16 protein-coding genes are annotated in these 17,051 nt (G+C 67.9%); 10 read left to right on the forward strand and 6 right to left on the reverse strand.

Features of this window, described 5'->3' with window-relative positions:
- Positions 1–245: 245 nt before the first annotated feature.
- Genes G3N64_RS12360 through G3N64_RS12370 form a run of 3 tightly spaced genes read left to right on the forward strand, consistent with a single transcriptional unit; the run spans position 246 to position 2,922 of the window.
- The gene (locus G3N64_RS12360; RefSeq protein WP_205784209.1) at positions 246–1,238 is read left to right on the forward strand and encodes an aliphatic sulfonate ABC transporter substrate-binding protein; all 993 of its coding nucleotides are present in this window, start codon (positions 246–248) and stop codon (positions 1,236–1,238) included.
- 11 nt (positions 1,239–1,249) lie between these two features.
- Positions 1,250–2,104, forward strand: coding sequence for an ABC transporter permease (locus G3N64_RS12365; RefSeq protein ID WP_205784210.1), 855 nt, complete (start codon positions 1,250–1,252; stop codon positions 2,102–2,104).
- On the forward strand, positions 2,101–2,922 hold the full coding sequence (locus tag G3N64_RS12370) for an ABC transporter ATP-binding protein (protein ID WP_205784211.1): 822 nt from the start codon (positions 2,101–2,103) through the stop codon (positions 2,920–2,922). Before G3N64_RS12365 ends, G3N64_RS12370 begins: the two co-directional genes overlap by 4 nt.
- 167 nt (positions 2,923–3,089) lie before the next feature.
- On the opposite strand, the gene G3N64_RS12375 is transcribed toward G3N64_RS12370, so the two are convergent.
- The 3 genes from G3N64_RS12375 to G3N64_RS12385 all read right to left on the reverse strand — a co-directional run bounded on the left by G3N64_RS12375 (position 3,090) and on the right by G3N64_RS12385 (position 6,800).
- Positions 3,090–3,620, reverse strand: coding sequence for an OsmC family protein (locus tag G3N64_RS12375; RefSeq protein ID WP_205784212.1), 531 nt, complete (start codon positions 3,618–3,620; stop codon positions 3,090–3,092).
- A gap of 480 nt (positions 3,621–4,100) precedes the next feature.
- Positions 4,101–5,666 carry a methyl-accepting chemotaxis protein gene (locus G3N64_RS12380; RefSeq protein WP_205784213.1) on the reverse strand — a complete coding sequence of 522 codons (1,566 nt, stop codon included), beginning with the start codon at positions 5,664–5,666 and terminating at the stop codon, positions 4,101–4,103.
- 450 nt (positions 5,667–6,116) lie between these two features.
- Positions 6,117–6,800 (reverse strand): TetR/AcrR family transcriptional regulator, encoded by a 684-nt coding sequence (locus G3N64_RS12385; protein ID WP_205784214.1) that lies wholly within the window; start codon positions 6,798–6,800, stop codon positions 6,117–6,119.
- Between the two features lie 53 nt (positions 6,801–6,853).
- Between G3N64_RS12385 and shc the strand changes: the two genes are divergently transcribed.
- Both shc and G3N64_RS12395 read left to right on the forward strand, forming a co-directional pair.
- Entirely contained in the window at positions 6,854–8,908 is a 2,055-nt protein-coding gene (gene shc, locus G3N64_RS12390; protein WP_205784215.1) for a squalene--hopene cyclase, read from the forward strand.
- A 94-nt stretch (positions 8,909–9,002) separates the two neighbouring features.
- Positions 9,003–9,194 carry a cupin domain-containing protein gene (locus G3N64_RS12395; protein ID WP_241020912.1) on the forward strand — a complete coding sequence of 64 codons (192 nt, stop codon included), beginning with the start codon at positions 9,003–9,005 and terminating at the stop codon, positions 9,192–9,194.
- Between the two features lie 27 nt (positions 9,195–9,221).
- Here G3N64_RS12395 and ampC read toward each other — a convergent pair whose 3' ends face one another.
- Complete coding sequence (gene ampC / locus G3N64_RS12400) at positions 9,222–10,391, reverse strand: class C beta-lactamase (RefSeq protein ID WP_205784216.1); 1,170 nt, start codon at positions 10,389–10,391, stop codon at positions 9,222–9,224.
- 23 nt (positions 10,392–10,414) lie between these two features.
- Between ampC and G3N64_RS12405 the strand changes: the two genes are divergently transcribed.
- From G3N64_RS12405 to G3N64_RS12420, 4 genes are all read left to right on the forward strand, one after another.
- Positions 10,415–10,675, forward strand: a complete 261-nt coding sequence (locus tag G3N64_RS12405) for a hypothetical protein (RefSeq protein ID WP_205784217.1) — start codon at positions 10,415–10,417, stop codon at positions 10,673–10,675.
- A 328-nt stretch (positions 10,676–11,003) separates the two neighbouring features.
- Positions 11,004–12,296 carry a hypothetical protein gene (locus tag G3N64_RS12410; protein ID WP_205784218.1) on the forward strand — a complete coding sequence of 431 codons (1,293 nt, stop codon included), beginning with the start codon at positions 11,004–11,006 and terminating at the stop codon, positions 12,294–12,296.
- Positions 12,290–13,072, forward strand: a complete 783-nt coding sequence (locus tag G3N64_RS12415; protein WP_205784219.1) for a DUF1266 domain-containing protein — start codon at positions 12,290–12,292, stop codon at positions 13,070–13,072. Before G3N64_RS12410 ends, G3N64_RS12415 begins: the two co-directional genes overlap by 7 nt.
- 14 nt (positions 13,073–13,086) lie before the next feature.
- Positions 13,087–15,075 (forward strand): DUF4034 domain-containing protein, encoded by a 1,989-nt coding sequence (locus G3N64_RS12420; RefSeq protein WP_241020913.1) that lies wholly within the window; start codon positions 13,087–13,089, stop codon positions 15,073–15,075.
- Between the two features lie 45 nt (positions 15,076–15,120).
- Here G3N64_RS12420 and G3N64_RS12425 read toward each other — a convergent pair whose 3' ends face one another.
- Together G3N64_RS12425 and G3N64_RS12430 are read right to left on the reverse strand one after the other, a co-directional pair.
- Positions 15,121–15,933, reverse strand: a complete 813-nt coding sequence (locus G3N64_RS12425; RefSeq protein ID WP_205784221.1) for an alpha/beta hydrolase — start codon at positions 15,931–15,933, stop codon at positions 15,121–15,123.
- A 70-nt stretch (positions 15,934–16,003) separates the two neighbouring features.
- A complete protein-coding gene (locus G3N64_RS12430) occupies positions 16,004–16,480 on the reverse strand; it encodes a hypothetical protein (protein WP_205784257.1) in 477 nt (158 codons plus the stop codon).
- 401 nt (positions 16,481–16,881) lie between these two features.
- On the opposite strand from G3N64_RS12430, the gene G3N64_RS40180 reads away from it, so the two are divergent.
- Positions 16,882–17,016: a hypothetical protein gene (locus G3N64_RS40180; RefSeq protein WP_006405345.1), complete on the forward strand. Its 135-nt coding sequence runs from the start codon at positions 16,882–16,884 to the stop codon at positions 17,014–17,016.
- Positions 17,017–17,051 lie beyond the last annotated feature (35 nt).

Consider the following 17,051-nt stretch of genomic DNA (forward strand, 5'->3'; position numbering starts at 1 on the left):
TATCCACAATTCGTCATCAACGATCGGCGCTTGCATTCCTCATGATCCCGTTGCTCAGATGCTTGAGGTTAACAGGTCGCCGGCGAAGTTAACAGCCCCTCGAGGGTCTTTTTGAACTGGCCTCTTAGCAGCAACGCACATGTTCAATCGCGGATTTCTTCGTTCGCGGATCGCCGATGCTTCGTTACATTGGCCGGTCACCCTGCCTGTTCGCGGCTCATTGCCGCCCTTCCGGAGAATCCCCGATGAAGCTGTCCTGGTCCCGCGCGTGGCAATCCGCAGCCCTCGTCGTTGCCGCGTTCGCCGGTCTCTTCCCGGTGCACGCACGCGCAGCAACGCCCGCGGAAATCCGCGTCGACTACGCGTACTACTCACCGGAGAGCCTGGTGATCCGCCACTTCGGCTGGCTCGAAGACGAATTCAAGGCCGACCGCACGTCGATTCGCTGGGTGCTGAGCCTGGGCAGCAATCGCGCACTCGAATACCTGAACAGCGGTGCGGTCGATTTCGGTTCCGCCGCGGGTCTCGCGTCGGTGCTCGCGCGCGCGAACGGCAACCCGATCCATACGGTCTACGTGTTCTCCCGCCCCGAGTGGACCGCGCTCGTGGTCCGCAAGGATTCGCCGATCCGCACGCTCGCGGACCTGAAGGGCAAGAAGATCGCCGCGACACGCGGCACCGATCCGTTCCTGTTCACGCTGCGCGCGCTGCACACGGCCGGCCTGACCCGCGACGACGTCGAGATCGTCAACCTGCAGCATCCCGACGGGCGCACCGCACTCGCGAACGGTCAAGTCGATGCGTGGGCGGGCCTCGATCCGCACATGGCTGCCGCGCAAATCGACGACGGCGCTCGCCTGCTCTACCGCAACGTTGCGTTCAACACCTATGGTTTCCTGAACGTCCGCGACGCATTTTCCAGCCAGTACCCGCAGGCGGTCACGCGCGTACTGAAGGTCTACGATCGCGCGCGCCAATGGATCATCGCGCATCCGGCCGATACGGCGCAGATCGTCGCCGACGAATCGAAGGTATCGCTGCAGGTGGCGAAACTGCAGCTTCAGCGCAACGACTTCAGCGACCCCGTTCCCGGCGAAACCCAGCGCGCGGCGCTGAAGGCGGCGGCGCCGGTGCTGACGGCCGAGCAGTTGACCAAGCCCGGCGTCGATCCCGCGAAGATCGTCGATACGCTGATCGATCCGTCGTTCGCGCGCCCGCTCGTCGCCGCTTCGCACTGAGACTGCCGCCCATGACGGACACCGCTGCCCGCGACGATGCGCTCGCGCCCCGCCGCTCCGCCTCGCCACGCGCCCGCCGGCGCGATCCCCTTCGCAAGTGGCGCATCGCGGGCCTCGCGCTGCCGTTCGCGGCGCTCGCGTTGCTGGAGCTCGTCGTGCGGCAGGGCTGGCTGCCGGATCATCTCGTGCCGGCGCCGAGCGAGATTCTCGACACGCTCGCCCGCATGGGCGTCACGCGCGTGGCCCGCCATGTCGGTGCGAGCACGCTGCGGGTCGCGGCGGGTTTTACCGCGGGCGCTGCACTTGCGCTCGTCGTCGGCGCGGCGATGGGCCTGAGCCGCCGGATCGACGCGCTGCTCGAGCCGACGTTCCAGGCGCTGCGCGCGATTCCGTCGCTCGCGTGGGTGCCGGTGCTGTTGCTGTGGCTCGGCATCGACGAAGCGCCGAAGATCACGCTGATCGCCATCGGCGCCTTCTTCCCCGTCCACCTCGCGGTGGTCGCCGGCATTCGCGACGTCGACCGCAAGCTCGTCGAGCTGGGCGCGGTGTACCGGCTCGGCCCGCTCGCGCTGTTCCGCCGCATCCTGCTGCCGGCCGCGCTGCCGCAGATCGTCACCGGCTTGCGCACCGGCCTCAGTCTCGCGTGGATGTTCATGGTCGCCGCAGAGTTGATCGCGGCCACGCGTGGGCTCGGCTTCCTGTTGAGCGACGGCCGCGAAACCGGGCGCCCCGATCTCGTGTTCGGGGCGATCCTGCTGCTGGCGCTGCTCGGCAAGCTGACCGACGGCGCGATGGCACGCATCGAGTCGCACTGGCTCGGTTGGCGCGACGCCTTCGACCATACGCCACGCAAGGTGTCGACATGAGCACGCGTCCTTTCACACATACGGCGGCGGGTACCGATACGCCGCTGCTCGACCTGCGAATCACGCGCAAGCTTTTCGGCGCTCGCACGATCCTCGCCGACGTTCCGCTGCAGGTCGCACGCGGCGAGATCGTCTGCGTGGTCGGCCCGAGCGGTTGCGGGAAGAGCACGCTGCTGCGGATCGTCGCCGGCCTCGACACGGATTTCCGCGGCAGCGTGAAGCTGGGCGGCATCGCGCTCGACGGCCCCTCCCCGCGCGTCGGCGTGATCTTTCAGGAGCCGCGGCTGCTGCCATGGCTATCGATCGCGGACAACGTCGGCTTTGCGGCCGGCCCGCGCGGCGGTCGCGAGCCGGCCGTCGCGCGGCTGCTCGACGAAGTCGGCCTGGCCGGCGTCGCCCGGCAACTGCCTGCCACGCTGTCGGGCGGCATGGCCCAGCGCGCGGCGATCGCGCGCGGGCTGTTCGGCGAGCCGGATCTGCTGCTGCTCGACGAACCGTTCAGCGCGGTCGACGCGATGACCCGGATGCGGTTGCAGACGCTGCTGCTCGATGTCGTCGACCGGCACCGGATGGCCGCGATCGTCGTCACGCACGATCTCGACGAAGCGCTGTATCTCGGCGATCGCGTGCTGATGCTCGCGCCCGACCCGGGCCGTGTCGATGACGAGATCCACGTCGAGGTCGCCCGGCCGCGCGATCGGCGCAACCCGTCGCTGGCCGTGCTGCGCGCGCGGCTGCTGGACGCATTCCAGCACCTTCAGGATCGGGCCGACGAGACGAAGCGCCGGCCGCGTGACCTTCAAATATCTGAAGCCTGACTTCGCGCCGACTGATTCAGGGCCGGGATGACACATCCGTCGTGTCGTGCCCATGCGGCAAGAATCGCCGCCGTATCGAGGCCCCCACAGGGTGCGCGGGTATCGAGTGCGCCAGCTCACGCCGCAGCGATGTGAAATGCCGCAATGTGCCGGTGCACCTGCGCACCTCAACCGTGCGTATGCCGCAACTCGCCGTCGATCGTCTGCGGCAACCTCAGCAGGTTGAAGATCGGGCACACGGCCTCGACCGCCTCATGCAGTGCACGAATCGTCTCCGGCGGTTCGGGCGACACGATATCGAGCGTGTAGCGGAGGTTGTGCGGGAACACCGGCACATGTTCGAAGCCCGGTTGCTGCGCGAGCGGATGCTGGTCGCCGGTCACCTCGACTTCGATCGAGTCGATCTTCAGGCCGCGCTCCGCGGCCTGAATCAGCGTGATGTGCGTGAGGCAACTGCCCAGCACGCCGAGCTGCAGCTCCGGCGACGCCGGCCCGAGGTTGTAGCCGGCGAAATCAGGCGGACTGTCGCTGATCACCTGGAAATCGCGAATGCGGATCTCCCGCACGCCGCTGCGGCCCAGCGCGCGCACGGTCGCTTTCAGCGGGGTCGCCTTGAAATCCGGATTGTTGCGGGCGGCATCTTTTTTCGCGAGCCAGGCGTCGCGCTTCTGTTCGAGATAGTCGTTCAGTGTCGTCATGATCGGGCCGGTACGGTCGCAATGATTGGCCTCGCACGCGGCGGCCAATCGAGAAGGGTCTTCATGCTATGCCCTTCGGTGACAGTCACGAAACGATCATTCCAGCAAAGCAATTCTCGCTGCGTGATGTCGCCTGGCGGCAGGCGTGTTCAGGAACCGTCAGCGGTCTTTCACCCCTGCACGAGTTATCCACAATTTCCGTGCATAACCCTGTGGAGAACCTCGGTGCCATCGCGCTGTCTCCCTGCCGACAAGCATCGCTGCATTACCGTGTTCGCATCGCGGGCACCACATGCCGACACCATCCCACCGGGTTCTGCGATCGTCCGAATCTCGTTCGTCACCGGGCTGGTGCACGGATCGCGCTGACATCGGCAATCAAGATGTCCGCACCAGAACTGTGCCGCCTCGACGACGGCCGCACCGCGTCGGACACAAGGTCGGCTCGACGATCCGGCACCGGTCGCCCGCATCGGTGCGTTACGCGACCGCCTCGTCGCGCAGACGGAACTGCGCAACCGCCGCACTCAGCCGCGAGCCTTGTTCGTCGAGCGACAACGCCGCGGCCGCGGCCTCCTCGACCAGCGCGGCATTGCGTTGCATCGTCTGCTCCATCTGGATGACCGCGGTGTTCACCTGCTCGATGCCCGACGATTGCTCTTCGAAGGCGATGCTCGTTTCGCTCATGATCGTGTTCACGCGCTCGACCGCGGTGACGAGCTCGGCCATCGCCGATCCGGCCAGCGCGACGAGGCCGCTGCCGTCTTCGACGCGCTGCGCGGAATGGCCGATCAGCTCGCGGATCTCCTTGGCCGCCGACGCGCAGCGCTGCGCGAGCCCGCGCACCTCGGTGGCGACGACCGCGAAGCCGCGCCCCTGCTCGCCTGCGCGCGCGGCTTCGACGGCTGCGTTCAAGGCAAGGATGTTGGTCTGGAACGCGATGCTCTCGATCACGGCGACGATGCCGGAGATCCGCGTGGAACTGTGCGAAATGGCCGACATCGTCTCGACGACGCGCTGCATCGCTTCCCCACCACGCGACGCGATGCCCGCCGCGCCCTCGACATAGGTGCGTGCGTCGCGCGCGTTGTCCGCGTTCTGGCGCACGGCCGCCGTCAGTTGCTCGACACTCGCCGCCGCCTGCTGCAGCGATACGGCCTGCTGCTCGGTGCGCGCGGACAGGTCGACGTTGCCGCTCGCGATCGTGCGGACGTCGCCGACGATCGTCTCCGTGCTCGCGCGCACCTGGTTCACGGTGGCGACGAGGCCGTCCTGCATCCGCTTCAGCGCATGCAGCAGATAGGCCATCTCGTTCTCGCCGGGCGCGACGACCGTTCCGGTCAGGTCGCCTTTCGAGATCTTTTCGAACTGGTCGACCGCGAGCTTGATCGGCTCGATGATCGCCTTTGCGAGCACGCGCTGCGCAAAGAAGCCGACGACGAGTGCGAAGACCGCAATCGCCGCCATCCCCCACACGATCTGGTGGAAATGCACCCCGGCCTCGTCGTAGCGCGCCTTTTGTCGCGCAACCTGAAACGATTCGAGCGCATCGATCGCCTCCTGGTAGGCGGCGAACAGCGCGGTCGGCGCGGTGCGTTGCGTGTCGAGGAAGCCGAACGCGTCGTCGCCGTCGAGTTGCGACAGCGCCTTCAGGAACACGCTGTCGAGCAAGGCCCGACGGCGAGTCTGCAACGTGTCGAACCGGGCCTGCTCGTCGGCGTTGCGCGTGTGCAGGCGGGTGTAGGCGTCCAGTTCGTCGTTGCTCTGCTTGAGGAGCGTGTGGAGTTTCGCGATCTCCTCCTTGGCCGACCGGCCGGCGCTGATGATCTGCGCGACGTCGCTCATGCGTTCGCGCAGGACGAGCATCCGCTCGGAGCTGGTTTTCAGGTGCAGCAGCGACGCGGTGTCGTCGCGGTACATCGCCTCGAGCGAACCGTTGCCCAGGTAGAGGGCCGCGATGCACGCGCCGACCACCAGTACGAGCAGCACGGTATAGCCGGCGATGGTCGCGACGAGACCACCACGGATAGTGAGTTTTTTTCGCATGACGTTCCCTTGCGCCGGCCGGGCGCGGCCAGCGGCGGATGTGAATTCCGGATCACGAAAGACGCGCGCCGCGTCGCAACACGCGGCGCAGGGGCTGCGAACGGGTTAACGGCGGGGGGAACGGACGGGTTTTATCTGTACGCGACGTGGATCTTGACGATTGCGACAGAGGAAGGGGAAAGATGCACTCAACTTGCGCCCCAAGCAGTGCCAACGATCGCCTGGGCGGATTTCCGGGAGTAGTGTCCTCCCGGCTCCCGAGGCCCGCAAAGAGTCGACTACGGCCGGCACGCGGGAATGCGCGCCCGCTTCAATCGACGATGAACAGCCTGGCGCCGGTCCGGGTCGACGACCGGTGCGCTTCCAGCTTGCGCTCGCGAAGCCGGCGCATGCACGACAGCGGCCTGCGTCGATTCCCGGCCGCCGCCGACATCCGCTCCGTATCGGGCGTCATCCCTGAAACACCCCCTGGCTCATCGCATCGAGTTGCCGGACGATCTCCGCGCGCAATTCGGCCGATACTTCGACGCTGTCGAGCAGCTTCGAAATCCACAGCCCGTCGGCGGCGAGCCGGCAGATCATCAGCGTCGCGGCCTGCCCGAGCGGCACCGGGTCGGGGCGCGTCCACTCCCGCATCGGCACCGACCATCGCTCGCGCGTGTCCTGGTCGGTAATCATCGACGCGACCAGCACGCGCAGCACATCGGTACTCGCGGCCGGGTGCGACTCGTCGAGCACCGCGTGCACATAGGCGCGCGCCGCCGCGCCGGCGCCATCGGCATCCGCCGCCATCCGCGCGGTCATCTGCGCAGCGAACCGCTCGGTCGCCTGCCCGAACAGCGCATCCAGCAGCCCCTGCTTGTTCGCGAAGTGATACTGCAGCGCGCCTTTCGTCACACCGGCACGCTCGGCCACCGCATCGAGCGTCAGCGCGGCCACGCCGTGACGGGTCGCGATTTCCGATGCGGCCGCCAGCAACTGCGCACGCACCTGATCCGGCGCTTTTTTTCGACGCACGCCGGCCGTGGCAATGGCCGGCGCCGATGATGCTTCAGACGCCCGCGCACCGGCCGATGCAGCCGGTTCGACGGGCGCGGACACATCGTGCGGCGCGGGTTCGAGGTGTTTTGTCATGGTGCGGATGGTAGCACCCGGGCGTCTCGATATAAACATTCCGGCCGGATGGTATGATCCGCCGCATGACTACGCCCACCCCCTCCTCCTGGTCCGCGCTCGACACCGCCATCGCCCGTGGACGCGACGCCCTCGTGCGTCTCCAGCAACCTGACGGCAGCTGGTGTTTCGAACTCGAATCCGACGCGACGATCACCGCGGAATACATCCTGACGATGCATTTCATGGACAAGATCGACGACATCCGCCAGGAGAAGATGGCGCGCTACCTGCGCGCGAACCAGCGGCTCGACACGCATGGCGGCTGGGCGCTGTACGTCGACGGCGATCCGGACGTGTCGTGCAGCGTGAAGGCGTACTTCGCGCTGAAGGCGGCCGGCGACAGCGAACACGCGCCGCACATGATCCGCGCGCGCGATGCGATCCTGAAGCTCGGCGGTGCGGCACGCTCGAACGTGTTCACGCGCATCCTGCTCGCGACGTTCGGCCAGGTGCCGTGGCGCGCGACGCCGTTCATGCCGATCGAATTCGTGCTGTTCCCGAAGTGGGTGCCGATCTCGATGTACAAGGTCGCGTACTGGGCGCGCACGACGATGGTGCCGCTGCTCGTGCTGTGCTCGCTGAAGGCGCGCGCCCGCAATCCGCACAACATCGCGATCCGCGAGCTGTTCGTCACGCCACCGGACGAGGAACGCCAGTACTTCCCGCCCGCGCGCGGCATGCGCAAGCTGTTCCTCGCACTCGACCGCACGGTGCGCCACATCGAGCCGCTGATGCCGAAGGGCCTGCGGCAGCGCGCGATCCGCCATGCCGAGGCATGGTGCGCGGAGCGCATGAACGGCGAGGACGGGCTCGGCGGGATCTTCCCGCCGATCGTGTATGCGAATCAGATGATGCAGGTGCTCGGCTACCCGGACGATCACCCGCTGCGGCGCGACTGCGACGATGCGCTGGAGAAGCTGCTGGTCACGCGGCCCGACGGCAGCATGTATTGCCAGCCGTGCCTGTCGCCGGTGTGGGACACCGCGTGGAGCACGATGGCGCTCGAGCAGGCGCGCGGCGTGGCGGTACCGGAAGACGGTGAGCCGGACGACGCGCGGCGCGCACTCGACGCACGCATCGCGCACGCGTACGACTGGCTGGCCGAACGCCAGGTGAACGACCTGCGCGGCGACTGGATCGAGAACGCGCCGGCCGACGTCCAGCCGGGCGGATGGGCGTTCCAGTACGCGAACCCGTACTACCCCGACATCGACGACACGGCGGTCGTCACCGCGATGCTCGATCGCCGCGGCCGCACGCATCGCAATGCGGACGGCACGCACCCGTATGCGCTGCGCGTCGCGCGCGCGCTCGACTGGATGCGCGGGCTGCAATCGCGCAACGGCGGCTTCGCGGCGTTCGACGCCGATTGCGACCGCATGTACCTGAACGCGATCCCGTTCGCCGATCACGGCGCGCTGCTCGATCCGCCGACCGAGGACGTGTCGGGCCGCGTGCTGCTGTGCTTCGGCGTGACCAGACGCGCGGACGAACGCGCGTCGCTCGCGCGCTGCATCGACTACGTGAAGCGCACGCAGCAGCCCGACGGCAGCTGGTGGGGCCGCTGGGGCACGAACTACATCTACGGTACGTGGAGCGTGCTGGCCGGCCTCGCGCTCGCCGGCGAGGACAAGTCGCAGCCGTATATCGCGCGCGCGATCGAATGGCTGCGCTCACGGCAGCACGCGGACGGCGGCTGGGGCGAGACGAACGACAGCTATATCGACCCGGAGCTGGCCGGCACCAATGGCGGCGAGAGCACGTCGAACTTCACCGCATGGGCGCTGCTCGCGCAGATGGCGTTCGGCGACTGCGAATCCGACTCGGTGAAACGCGGCATCGCGTATCTGCAGTCGGTCCAGCAGGAAGACGGCTTCTGGTGGCACCGCTCGCACAATGCGCCGGGCTTTCCGCGCATCTTCTACCTGAAGTATCACGGCTATACCGCGTACTTCCCGCTGTGGGCGCTCGCGCGCTATCGGCGGCTTGCAGGCGCGGCGGCAGCGCGGGCTTCGGCCGCGCGCGGTGCGCCGGCAGTCGCCGCAACGGACACCGCTGTCGCCTGAGCGATCGCGTGGCGGCGCACGGCCGTCGCACGAAACCTTCGTCGACCGGCGGCGTGCTGAACGGGGGAACGGCAAGCGCCAATACCGCCCGCGATTGTGGAACACGGAAGCCGAATACTGCGAGATCCTGGAAGGCACGTCCGTGATCGCCGATCCGGAAGGCAACACGAATACCGTGCGCACCGGCGATCGCTTCGTGATTCCGCCGGGCTTTCGCGGCACGTGGGAAGTCGTCGAACGCACGCGGAAGATCTTCGTCGCATACGACGAGCAGCCGCCGGAGTAAGCAGCACCGGCCCCGGCGGCGGAAACGTTACCGCCGGCCGTCGAGCGACCCGAGGATCCCGTACGCGACCTTCACGCGGTCCTCGATCGGGAAGCTGCGGTTCGCGAGCATCACGATCGCGATCCGCTTCGCGGGGACGAACGCGACATAGGTACTGAAGCCGTTGGTCGAGCCCGTCTTGTTGATCCACGTATCGGCGCTCGGCGCGAGCGGCGGCTTGATCGCGCTGGCCGGCGCCCCGTCGCGCAGCATCTTCGTCGCGTTGCCTTCGAGCAGCGTCGGCAGCGCAACCGGATACGGATACTGCTCCCAGATCAGGTCCTGCGTCATCGGCCCCGCGCGGAAATAACCGGTGTGCGTGCGTTCGAGTGCGCGCTGCAGCCGCGGCGCGGTTTCGATCAGCCCCATGTTCGCCTGCACGAAGCGCAGCAGATCGGCCGCCGTGGTCCGCACACCGTACGCCGGCTGCCACAGCATGCCGCCCGTCATCCGGATCGGCTTGCCGTCCTGCGTATAGCCCTGTGCGTAGTCGGCCTTGCGCGCGTCGGGCACGTTGATGTACGTGTGCGTCATCCCGAGCGCGGGAAAGAGCCGCTGCTCCATCAGCACCGAGAAGTCCTTGTGCATCGCCTTCGCGGTGAGCCACCCGAGCATCCCGATCGCGACGTTCGAATACGTGCGATACGTGCCCGGCGCATACGCGGGACGCCACGCGTCGAGATAGCGAATCAGGCCGGCGTCGTCGCGGATGCTGTCCGGCACCTGCAGCGGCATGCCGCCGGGCGTGTGCGTGCCGAGATCGAGCAGCGTCACGACGCCGAACGGCTTGCCCTGCAGCGCGGGCAGGTACTTGGCCGCCGGGTCGGCAAGCGACAGTTCGCCGCCCTCCTGCGCATCGGCCGCGAGCGTCGCGGTCAGCGTCTTGCTGACGGAGCCGATTTCGAACAGCGTGTCGCCGGTGACGGGCTTGCCGGTTTGCGTCGACATCACGCCGTAGTCGAACACGTAGGGCTTGCCGTCGGCGACGATGCCGATCGCCATGCCGGGAATCGCGTACTGCTTCATCAGCGGCGCGATGTGACGGGTCACCGTGTCGTGGAGGTCGTCCTGCGTGGCGGCGGCCGCGCGACCGGCCGTGGCGGTGGCGCACGCGGCGACGAACAGGGTCGCGGCGAAGCGTGTCGCGTTGAATCGCATGGTTGCGGATCCTTTGATTTCTAATGGTTGCGTGGACAACAGATCCGGCCACGCCGCGCGATGATCACGGCGGCCGTCCTGTCGAAGCAGGACTATCCACTGCCGACCGGCCGCCAACAATCGACGATATGTTGCGCGAGCCGAAAGAAAAACTTATGAGATACGCGAAGCCTTGCATTGCCTTGATGCCAATCCAGGCGCGCTCGCCGGTTTGCCCGCAAAACCTGTTGGTTTTAGCAGCATTCGATCCGGCGGCCGAATCGCACCGCATCGAAAATCGATGAAAAAGAGATAAGTCTTGTCAGATCCGCATACGCGGGCACACCGCGCGATTGATTCGCCCGCGCGGATCGCAGTAGACTCGCGGAAGCAAAAAATAAGCGCCATCCTGAGAGAAACCATGTATCGCCATTCGCTGATCGCCCGCTCCCGCGTCATTGGCTGCCGCCCGGTCGCGTGATTTTCACGCATCGACCGCCCCGCGGCGGGAACACGCAACGCCGCCGCGCCCCGCTCGCGCGCCCGTTCGCCGCTTCGCCCGCCAGCCGAAAGAACCGCCAGGGTCCTGCGCGCACCGCCCGCGGACGCCCTGCCTGACCGGAGAGTGACCCCGTGACCGAAACCGTGGCCGCGTCCGCCTATCGGCCGCGCGATGTCGTCAATGCGCCCGACATCAAGGCAGCCATCGCACGCCGCAGCGCCGAGCGCGGCGATCCGGCCGACATCCGCGCGTGGCTCGGCAACCATTTCTTCCGCTGGGTCGTCGGCGCGTTCGAGCAGGCGCAGCCGCTCGATTCGCTGGCCGGCTACCGCGCACTCGCCGGTACCGACCGGCCGGCGCCCGACTGGCTCGTGCGCCGGTTCCGCCCGCAACCGGTATCCGGCGCAGCAGCCGATCCGGTGCCGCTGCCGGCCGTCGAGCCGAAGCCGCTCTACTTCATCGATCCCGAGCACATGCTGCTGACCGACCGCGAGCGCATGCTGGTCGAGTTCCTGCGCTCGCGCGCCGGCACGCGGCTCGCGCAGAAGCTGCAGCGCATCACGTGCGCGATGGCGCTCGACATGTGGGAGCGCGAGCACCAGCGGATGCAGGCGCGCCGCGACAAGGGCTGGGTGCCGAGCAGCGGCCTCGCGCTGCGCGAGGTGCTGCGCACGCCGAACGGGATCGTGTTCGAATTCGCGGGCGACCACGCAGCGCTGCGCGAGGAACTGGCCTACGAGTCGTACTACATGCAGCATTGCCTCGGCCAGTTCGCCGATCGCCGCCGGCTGCGCGGCGGGTACGGCGAGCAGTATGCGCAAGCCGCGCAGGACGGACGGCTGCGCCTGTTCACGCTGCGCGGCGCGGGCAACCAGCCGCACGTGACGATCAGCCTGTCGGTGACCCGCGACGGCCTGCGCATCGACCAGATCAAGGGCAAGCAGAACCGCCATCCGGTGCGCCGCTACGCCGACGACGTCCGCCAGTTCCTGCGCGCGCTCGGGCCGCGCGGCGAACGCCATCCCGATTGCGAAGGCATGGGGCTCGTGTTCGAGCCCGAGACGGCGGGCGCGGCCGCCGGCGCATGGACGTTCGTCACCGACGTGCGCTCGCCCGACCATCTGCTGAGCGTAATGAGCGAGAACTTCCACCTGATCGAGCATTTCGCGCAGCCGCCCGCCGTGCTGCAATGGCTGCTGCTGCGCAACGCGCCGTACGCGCTCGGCCAGCTCAGGCAGATCGACCCGGCCGTCGCGGCGGCCGCGCGGCACGCGCTGCCTGCCGATGCGCTGCCCGCCTCGCGCGACCCGGACGCGCCGCCGGCCGATACGGCGGCCTTCGCGATCGAAGGCATTCCGATCGATCCCGCGCTGTGCGCGGCGCTGGTGTTTCCCGCGACGGCGGACGGGGGCCCGTCATGCTGAAACTGCTGATCGGCATGGCCGCGCTGTGGCTCGTGTGGTACGTGTGGCGGTCGGTTCGGGTCGCCGCGCGGATGGTACGGGAAGTCGACGCCGACCAGGCCGCGGGCACCGACGGCGCGGTGCCGGTCCGGCAGACCGCCGCGGTCTCGCACGCGCGTACGCGCGCCGACCAGGCGCCGCCGAACCGCCGCCGCTGGTCGCTTGCCCTCGCCGACATCCTGCTGATCCGCAACGGGCTGCGCTGCGATTGCGACGACCTCGTGTACGCGCTGCCCGACGCGCAGCGCGACAAGCTCGCCGCGCAGTTGCGGCGCGAACTCGACTTGCCGGCCGACCTGCCCGAGTGGCAGATCGTGCAGCGCGTGCCGTCGATCCTCGCGGGCTGGATACGCGGCGTCGGCCGCTCGCACGAAGGCTTCTACGAACAGCTCGCGGCTGAAGGCCGCGTGCGCGACGCACTGGCGTTCGATTGCGCGCGCACCGCGTTTCTCGTGCGCTGCATCGCGCTGCTCGGCTGGGCGTCCGAACAGCATGCGTGGGTCGTGCTGCTGCTCAATGCGCAGCGCGCGCAGGACAGCTTCGACAGCTGGGAAGACTTCGGGCTCGCGTATGCGCGGGCGCGCCAGCACTGGCTGCGCGGCAGCGGCCAGGACGGCCCCGCGTCGTCGCGCGCCACGCAGGAAGTGCGCGAGCACCTGCGCAATCCGTCCGGGAACTGGCTTTCGCTGCCGTGGAAGCGCTACCGCATCTTCGATCCCCAACCCGTTTCGTCATGACCGCCGACACCGACATGTCCTCCGTTCCCGCCGACCTGATTCCGCCCGCGAAGTCCCGCTGGTTCATCTGCGACGTCGACGCGCTGCTGCGCGCGGGCGATTTTGCCGCGCTCGACACGCAACTCGACGCCGCGCTCGCGGCCAGCTTCACCGACCGCACGGCCGAAGCGCTGTACGTCGACGCACTGCCGGCCGACGTGCAGCCGTGCATCGACGCCGGCGCCGAAGGCCTCGCGCGCTTGCGCACATGGCAGGCCGCGAACCCGCGCTCCGCCCATGCGTGGCTGTGCGAAGCGCATTACTGGCACCACTGGGCGTACGAATATCGCGGCGGCGGCTGGGCCGAGACGGTGACCGAAGCCGGCTGGATCGGCGCGCATGCATGCGCGACGCTGACGATCGTCGCCGCGCTGCGCGCACTGGTGCTCGCGCCGACGATGTGGAGCGCGCCGAAGGTAATCTTCACGAGCGTGTCGTCGTTCGGCGAGCCCGAATGGCTCACGCAGCTCGTGCGCGAGCGCCGCTGGCCCGTCACCGAGCTGCACCTGAACATCGGCGCCGAAGACGAAGCCACGCGCGCCGACCTACCGCGCATGCTCGCGCGCTCGGGATTGAATCCCGACGTGCCGGTTGCCTGCCCGGCCGAATTTCCCGACGCGCTGCCCGGCCCCGTCCAGGGCAAGAGGCTGCGCAAGGAAAAGTGGTACTGGATGGAGGCAACGCTGCACATTCACCCGCACCAGTATTTCTCGATGCGCACCTTCATCTGGTACATGCAGCCGCGCTGGGGCGGCTCGCACGACCATGTCCGTGCGTTCGTCGCGTCCGACGCGTGCGCGCACCTCGACGCGGTCGAGAAGGACCGGCTGCTGCACGAGATCTGGCGCGACGACTACGCCGGCAATACGCTGGATCCGGATGACGACGACGACGATGCACGCCGCGCGATGGCCGCGACGCTCGCACGCGCGAACGCCGCGTTGCATCCGTATCACCGCTGGGAGACGCTGCACTGGCTCGCGTACAGCCATTTCAAGCGCAACGAGTACGAACAGGCCTACGCGCGGCTTCAGGAAGCCGAACGCAACGAGCCGATCGACGACAACCGCGCAATGGCGATGGGTTTGCGGCTGATGCTCGGCCTTGATCCGCATGGCGACTGGCTGACCGGTGCGATCGAGCGAGCATCGGACGCACGCGCCTGCACGTCGGCGATGATCCTGCGCGGCTACGCACATCGCACCGGCACGTTCGGTTTCGCACAGGACGACGCGCGCGGCGATGCATGGCTGGAAGCCGCACGCCTGAACGAGCCCGGCTCGCTCGCATGGAACCAGCTCGCCACCGCGATGGAGTATGAAAACCGGCGCCCGGCCGATGCCGTCGCAATCTGCCAGCTCGGCTACGAGGCGGGCGGCGATTCATGCGATTACCTGCTCGGCTGCTTCCACAGGGAAGGCATGCATGTCGAGGCCGACCCGTACCGCGCCGCCCACTACTTCCGCGAGTCGATGGAGGCCGGCGGCAACATGGCCGCGTATCGGCTGGGATACACGTACCACCACATCGGGCAGACCAGCACGGATCGGGCCGAACGCGCGCGCATGCAGGTCGAGGCCGTCGAGGCCGCGCGCAAGGCGCACCAGATGGGGCATACGGACGGTCTCGAGTGCATGCTGATGTTCATCGGCGACATCGAAGATCATGCGTCGCGCCATCGCTATGTCGACGAACTGCGCCAACATGCCGAAGCCGGCCATCCCGCCGCGATGGCCTCGCTGTCGTTCGTCCTTGCCGACATCAACGACAAGTCGCTTTACGACTATCGCGAAAGCGTGCGCTGGATCATGGGTGCGCAGGCAATCGCGCCGGACGACAACTACGTGCGCACCATCACGCGCGTCAGCCACGAGGACGGCATGCTCGGGAAGCTGCGCTACAAGCTGCAGCGCAAGCAGATCAAGGCGCACGAGATTCCCGGCGCCGACAACGCGATGGTCTGAGCCGGGCCGGCGCACGTGCCCGCTCGCCGGCGGGCCGTGCGTGCATCACCCCGGCAGCCGGTCGAGGAACGCCAGCATCGCCGCGTTGAACCGCGCGGGCCGCTGCAGCGGCGCGAAATGGCTCACGCCGGGCAGGATCGTCAGCGTCGCATCGGGAATCGTGCGCGCCAGGTACGCCGCATGCTCGGGCCGGATGAATTCGTCGTGCTCGCCCAGCACGATCGTGACCGGCACGGCGATCGCCGCGAGGTCCTGCGCGCTGTAATCCGGTTGCGTACGCATCATTTCGCTGACGGCCGCGACGAATGCGTCGAACTGATCCGGCGTCGCCGACAGTTCTGCGTAGTCCTTGCGATGCCGTGCGAAGCAGCGATCGAGCAGCGGGCTCGGTACGATCTCCTTCGTGCCGCCCGGATCCATGTTGCACGCGAAGAAGAACACGCCGGCCGCACGTTCCGGCGCGCGATCGGCCAGCACGAGCGCGATGCACGCGCCGTCGCTCCAGCCGACGAAGCGCGCACGGTCGACGTGCAGCGCGTCGAGGACCGCGAGCACGTCCGACGCCATGCGTTCGTAGGAATAGGGTTGGCCGTCGCGCGTGCTGCGGCCGTGGCCGCGGCTGTCGATCACGATCGCGCGGTAGCCGGCCGCGAGCAGCGCCGGCACCTGGTTGCCCCAGTTGCCTCTGTGGCCGAGGCCGCCGTGCAGCAGCACGACCGGCGGGCCGTGGCCGAACGATGCGTGCCAGATGCGCGCGCCGTCGCGTTCCAGCCATCCTTGCTCGTCGGCCGACGGCAGCGGCGTGCCGCCCTGCGCGTCGAAGCGGGCGAGGTCGTCGTCGTTCAGTTCCGCATTCATCGTTCTGCCGTCCTGTCGAGGGAGACGCGCTTGCGATTGTAATGCGTGCGGCAACCTCGGCCGTCACGGGTCAGGCCTGCGTCGACACCAGTCCGCCTGCCGTCGAGCCGCCCGATTTCTCGACCGCCGCCGCGAGTTGCGAGATCGCGGTCGAAAGCGCCCCCGAGATCGCGCTGGCCTCCGCGCTCAGCGACTGCTGTTCGATCGCCGCGGCCGGGTCGTCCTTCGCGCGCTGGCCCGCGCTCGCCATCTGCTGCTCCAGTGCCGCGAGCTGCTTCTGCAGCCGCTCGATCAGCGCCTTCAACTGGCTGATCGCCGGGCTGTCCGACGACGCACCCGACGCGCCGAGTGTTTCGCCGGTGGCGCCGGTCGAATCCTTCGTGCCGGAGGTGCCGGAGGTGCCGGTCGCGTCAGTCGTGCCGGTGGTGCCGGTAGTGCTCGTGTCATTCGCGGCGTCGCCGGTGGGCGACGTCGCGGCGGGCTTGGTTGCAGTCGCGCTGCTGCCGGCCAGCGGGGATAGCGTCGTCGTGGAAAAGTCGATCTGCATGATGTCGATCCGTGTATTGGGAAGCACCGTGACGAAGTAGGAAATGCCTTCCAGATTGTTTACGGCATTCGTCACACGAAACTTGAGTATCGGGGCCGGACTGATTTGGCGGAAGATCGCTGCATTTTGGCCACGAAAGGGCCAGATTCGCGGCACTGCGGCGCTGGTAAAATTCTGGGTTTACCAGCGGGATTCACGCGCCCACGGCCTTCGGCCGCGAGCGCGCAACGCCGCCGGTCTCGACTCCCGCCCTTCCGGGCGCGGCACGCAACGCGTGCCGACGCTGCGGTCGCGGCTGCGCGAGTCGTCTTTTCCGTCCGCCTGCGCGCTCCGCTCGCCGATTCGAGCGGCAAATGCCGTGCGGCGCGTACTCACTTCATCATGCATTCGAGGAACATACGATGGCCCGCATCGGCGCCTTCTGCATCACGACGTGGCTTGCCGCCGCGATTCTCTACTTCGGCCAGCACTCCGTCGCGATGATCGCGTTGAGCGGTGTCGTCGTATTTGGCGGGTTCGATCTGCTGCGCCCGTAAGCAGGCTAGCTCGACACGTTTTTCGATCAGTCACG

This window comes from Burkholderia sp. Ac-20344 (genome assembly GCF_017104975.1).
In the GTDB taxonomy this organism is placed as follows: Bacteria; Pseudomonadota; Gammaproteobacteria; order Burkholderiales; family Burkholderiaceae; genus Burkholderia.

Bases quoted from the DNA above. Each gene is read 5' to 3' on its own strand.
- G3N64_RS12385 (WP_205784214.1), bottom strand. From the start codon at position 6,800: ATGACAAAACACCTCGAACCCGCGCCGCACGATGTGTCCGCGCCCGTC.
- G3N64_RS12420 (WP_241020913.1), top strand. From the start codon at position 13,087: ATGTCCTCCGTTCCCGCCGACCTGATTCCGCCCGCGAAGTCCCGCTGG.
- G3N64_RS12425 (WP_205784221.1), bottom strand. From the start codon at position 15,933: ATGAATGCGGAACTGAACGACGACGACCTCGCCCGCTTCGACGCGCAG.
- G3N64_RS40180 (WP_006405345.1), top strand. From the start codon at position 16,882: ATGGCCCGCATCGGCGCCTTCTGCATCACGACGTGGCTTGCCGCCGCG.
- G3N64_RS12405 (WP_205784217.1), top strand. From the start codon at position 10,415: ATGGTTGCGTGGACAACAGATCCGGCCACGCCGCGCGATGATCACGGC.
- G3N64_RS12360 (WP_205784209.1), top strand. From the start codon at position 246: ATGAAGCTGTCCTGGTCCCGCGCGTGGCAATCCGCAGCCCTCGTCGTT.
- G3N64_RS12430 (WP_205784257.1), bottom strand. From the start codon at position 16,480: ATGCAGATCGACTTTTCCACGACGACGCTATCCCCGCTGGCCGGCAGC.
- G3N64_RS12370 (WP_205784211.1), top strand. From the start codon at position 2,101: ATGAGCACGCGTCCTTTCACACATACGGCGGCGGGTACCGATACGCCG.
- G3N64_RS12365 (WP_205784210.1), top strand. From the start codon at position 1,250: ATGACGGACACCGCTGCCCGCGACGATGCGCTCGCGCCCCGCCGCTCC.
- G3N64_RS12375 (WP_205784212.1), bottom strand. From the start codon at position 3,620: ATGACGACACTGAACGACTATCTCGAACAGAAGCGCGACGCCTGGCTC.
- G3N64_RS12415 (WP_205784219.1), top strand. From the start codon at position 12,290: ATGCTGAAACTGCTGATCGGCATGGCCGCGCTGTGGCTCGTGTGGTAC.
- shc (WP_205784215.1), top strand. From the start codon at position 6,854: ATGATCCGCCGCATGACTACGCCCACCCCCTCCTCCTGGTCCGCGCTC.
- G3N64_RS12380 (WP_205784213.1), bottom strand. From the start codon at position 5,666: ATGCGAAAAAAACTCACTATCCGTGGTGGTCTCGTCGCGACCATCGCC.
- ampC (WP_205784216.1), bottom strand. From the start codon at position 10,391: ATGCGATTCAACGCGACACGCTTCGCCGCGACCCTGTTCGTCGCCGCG.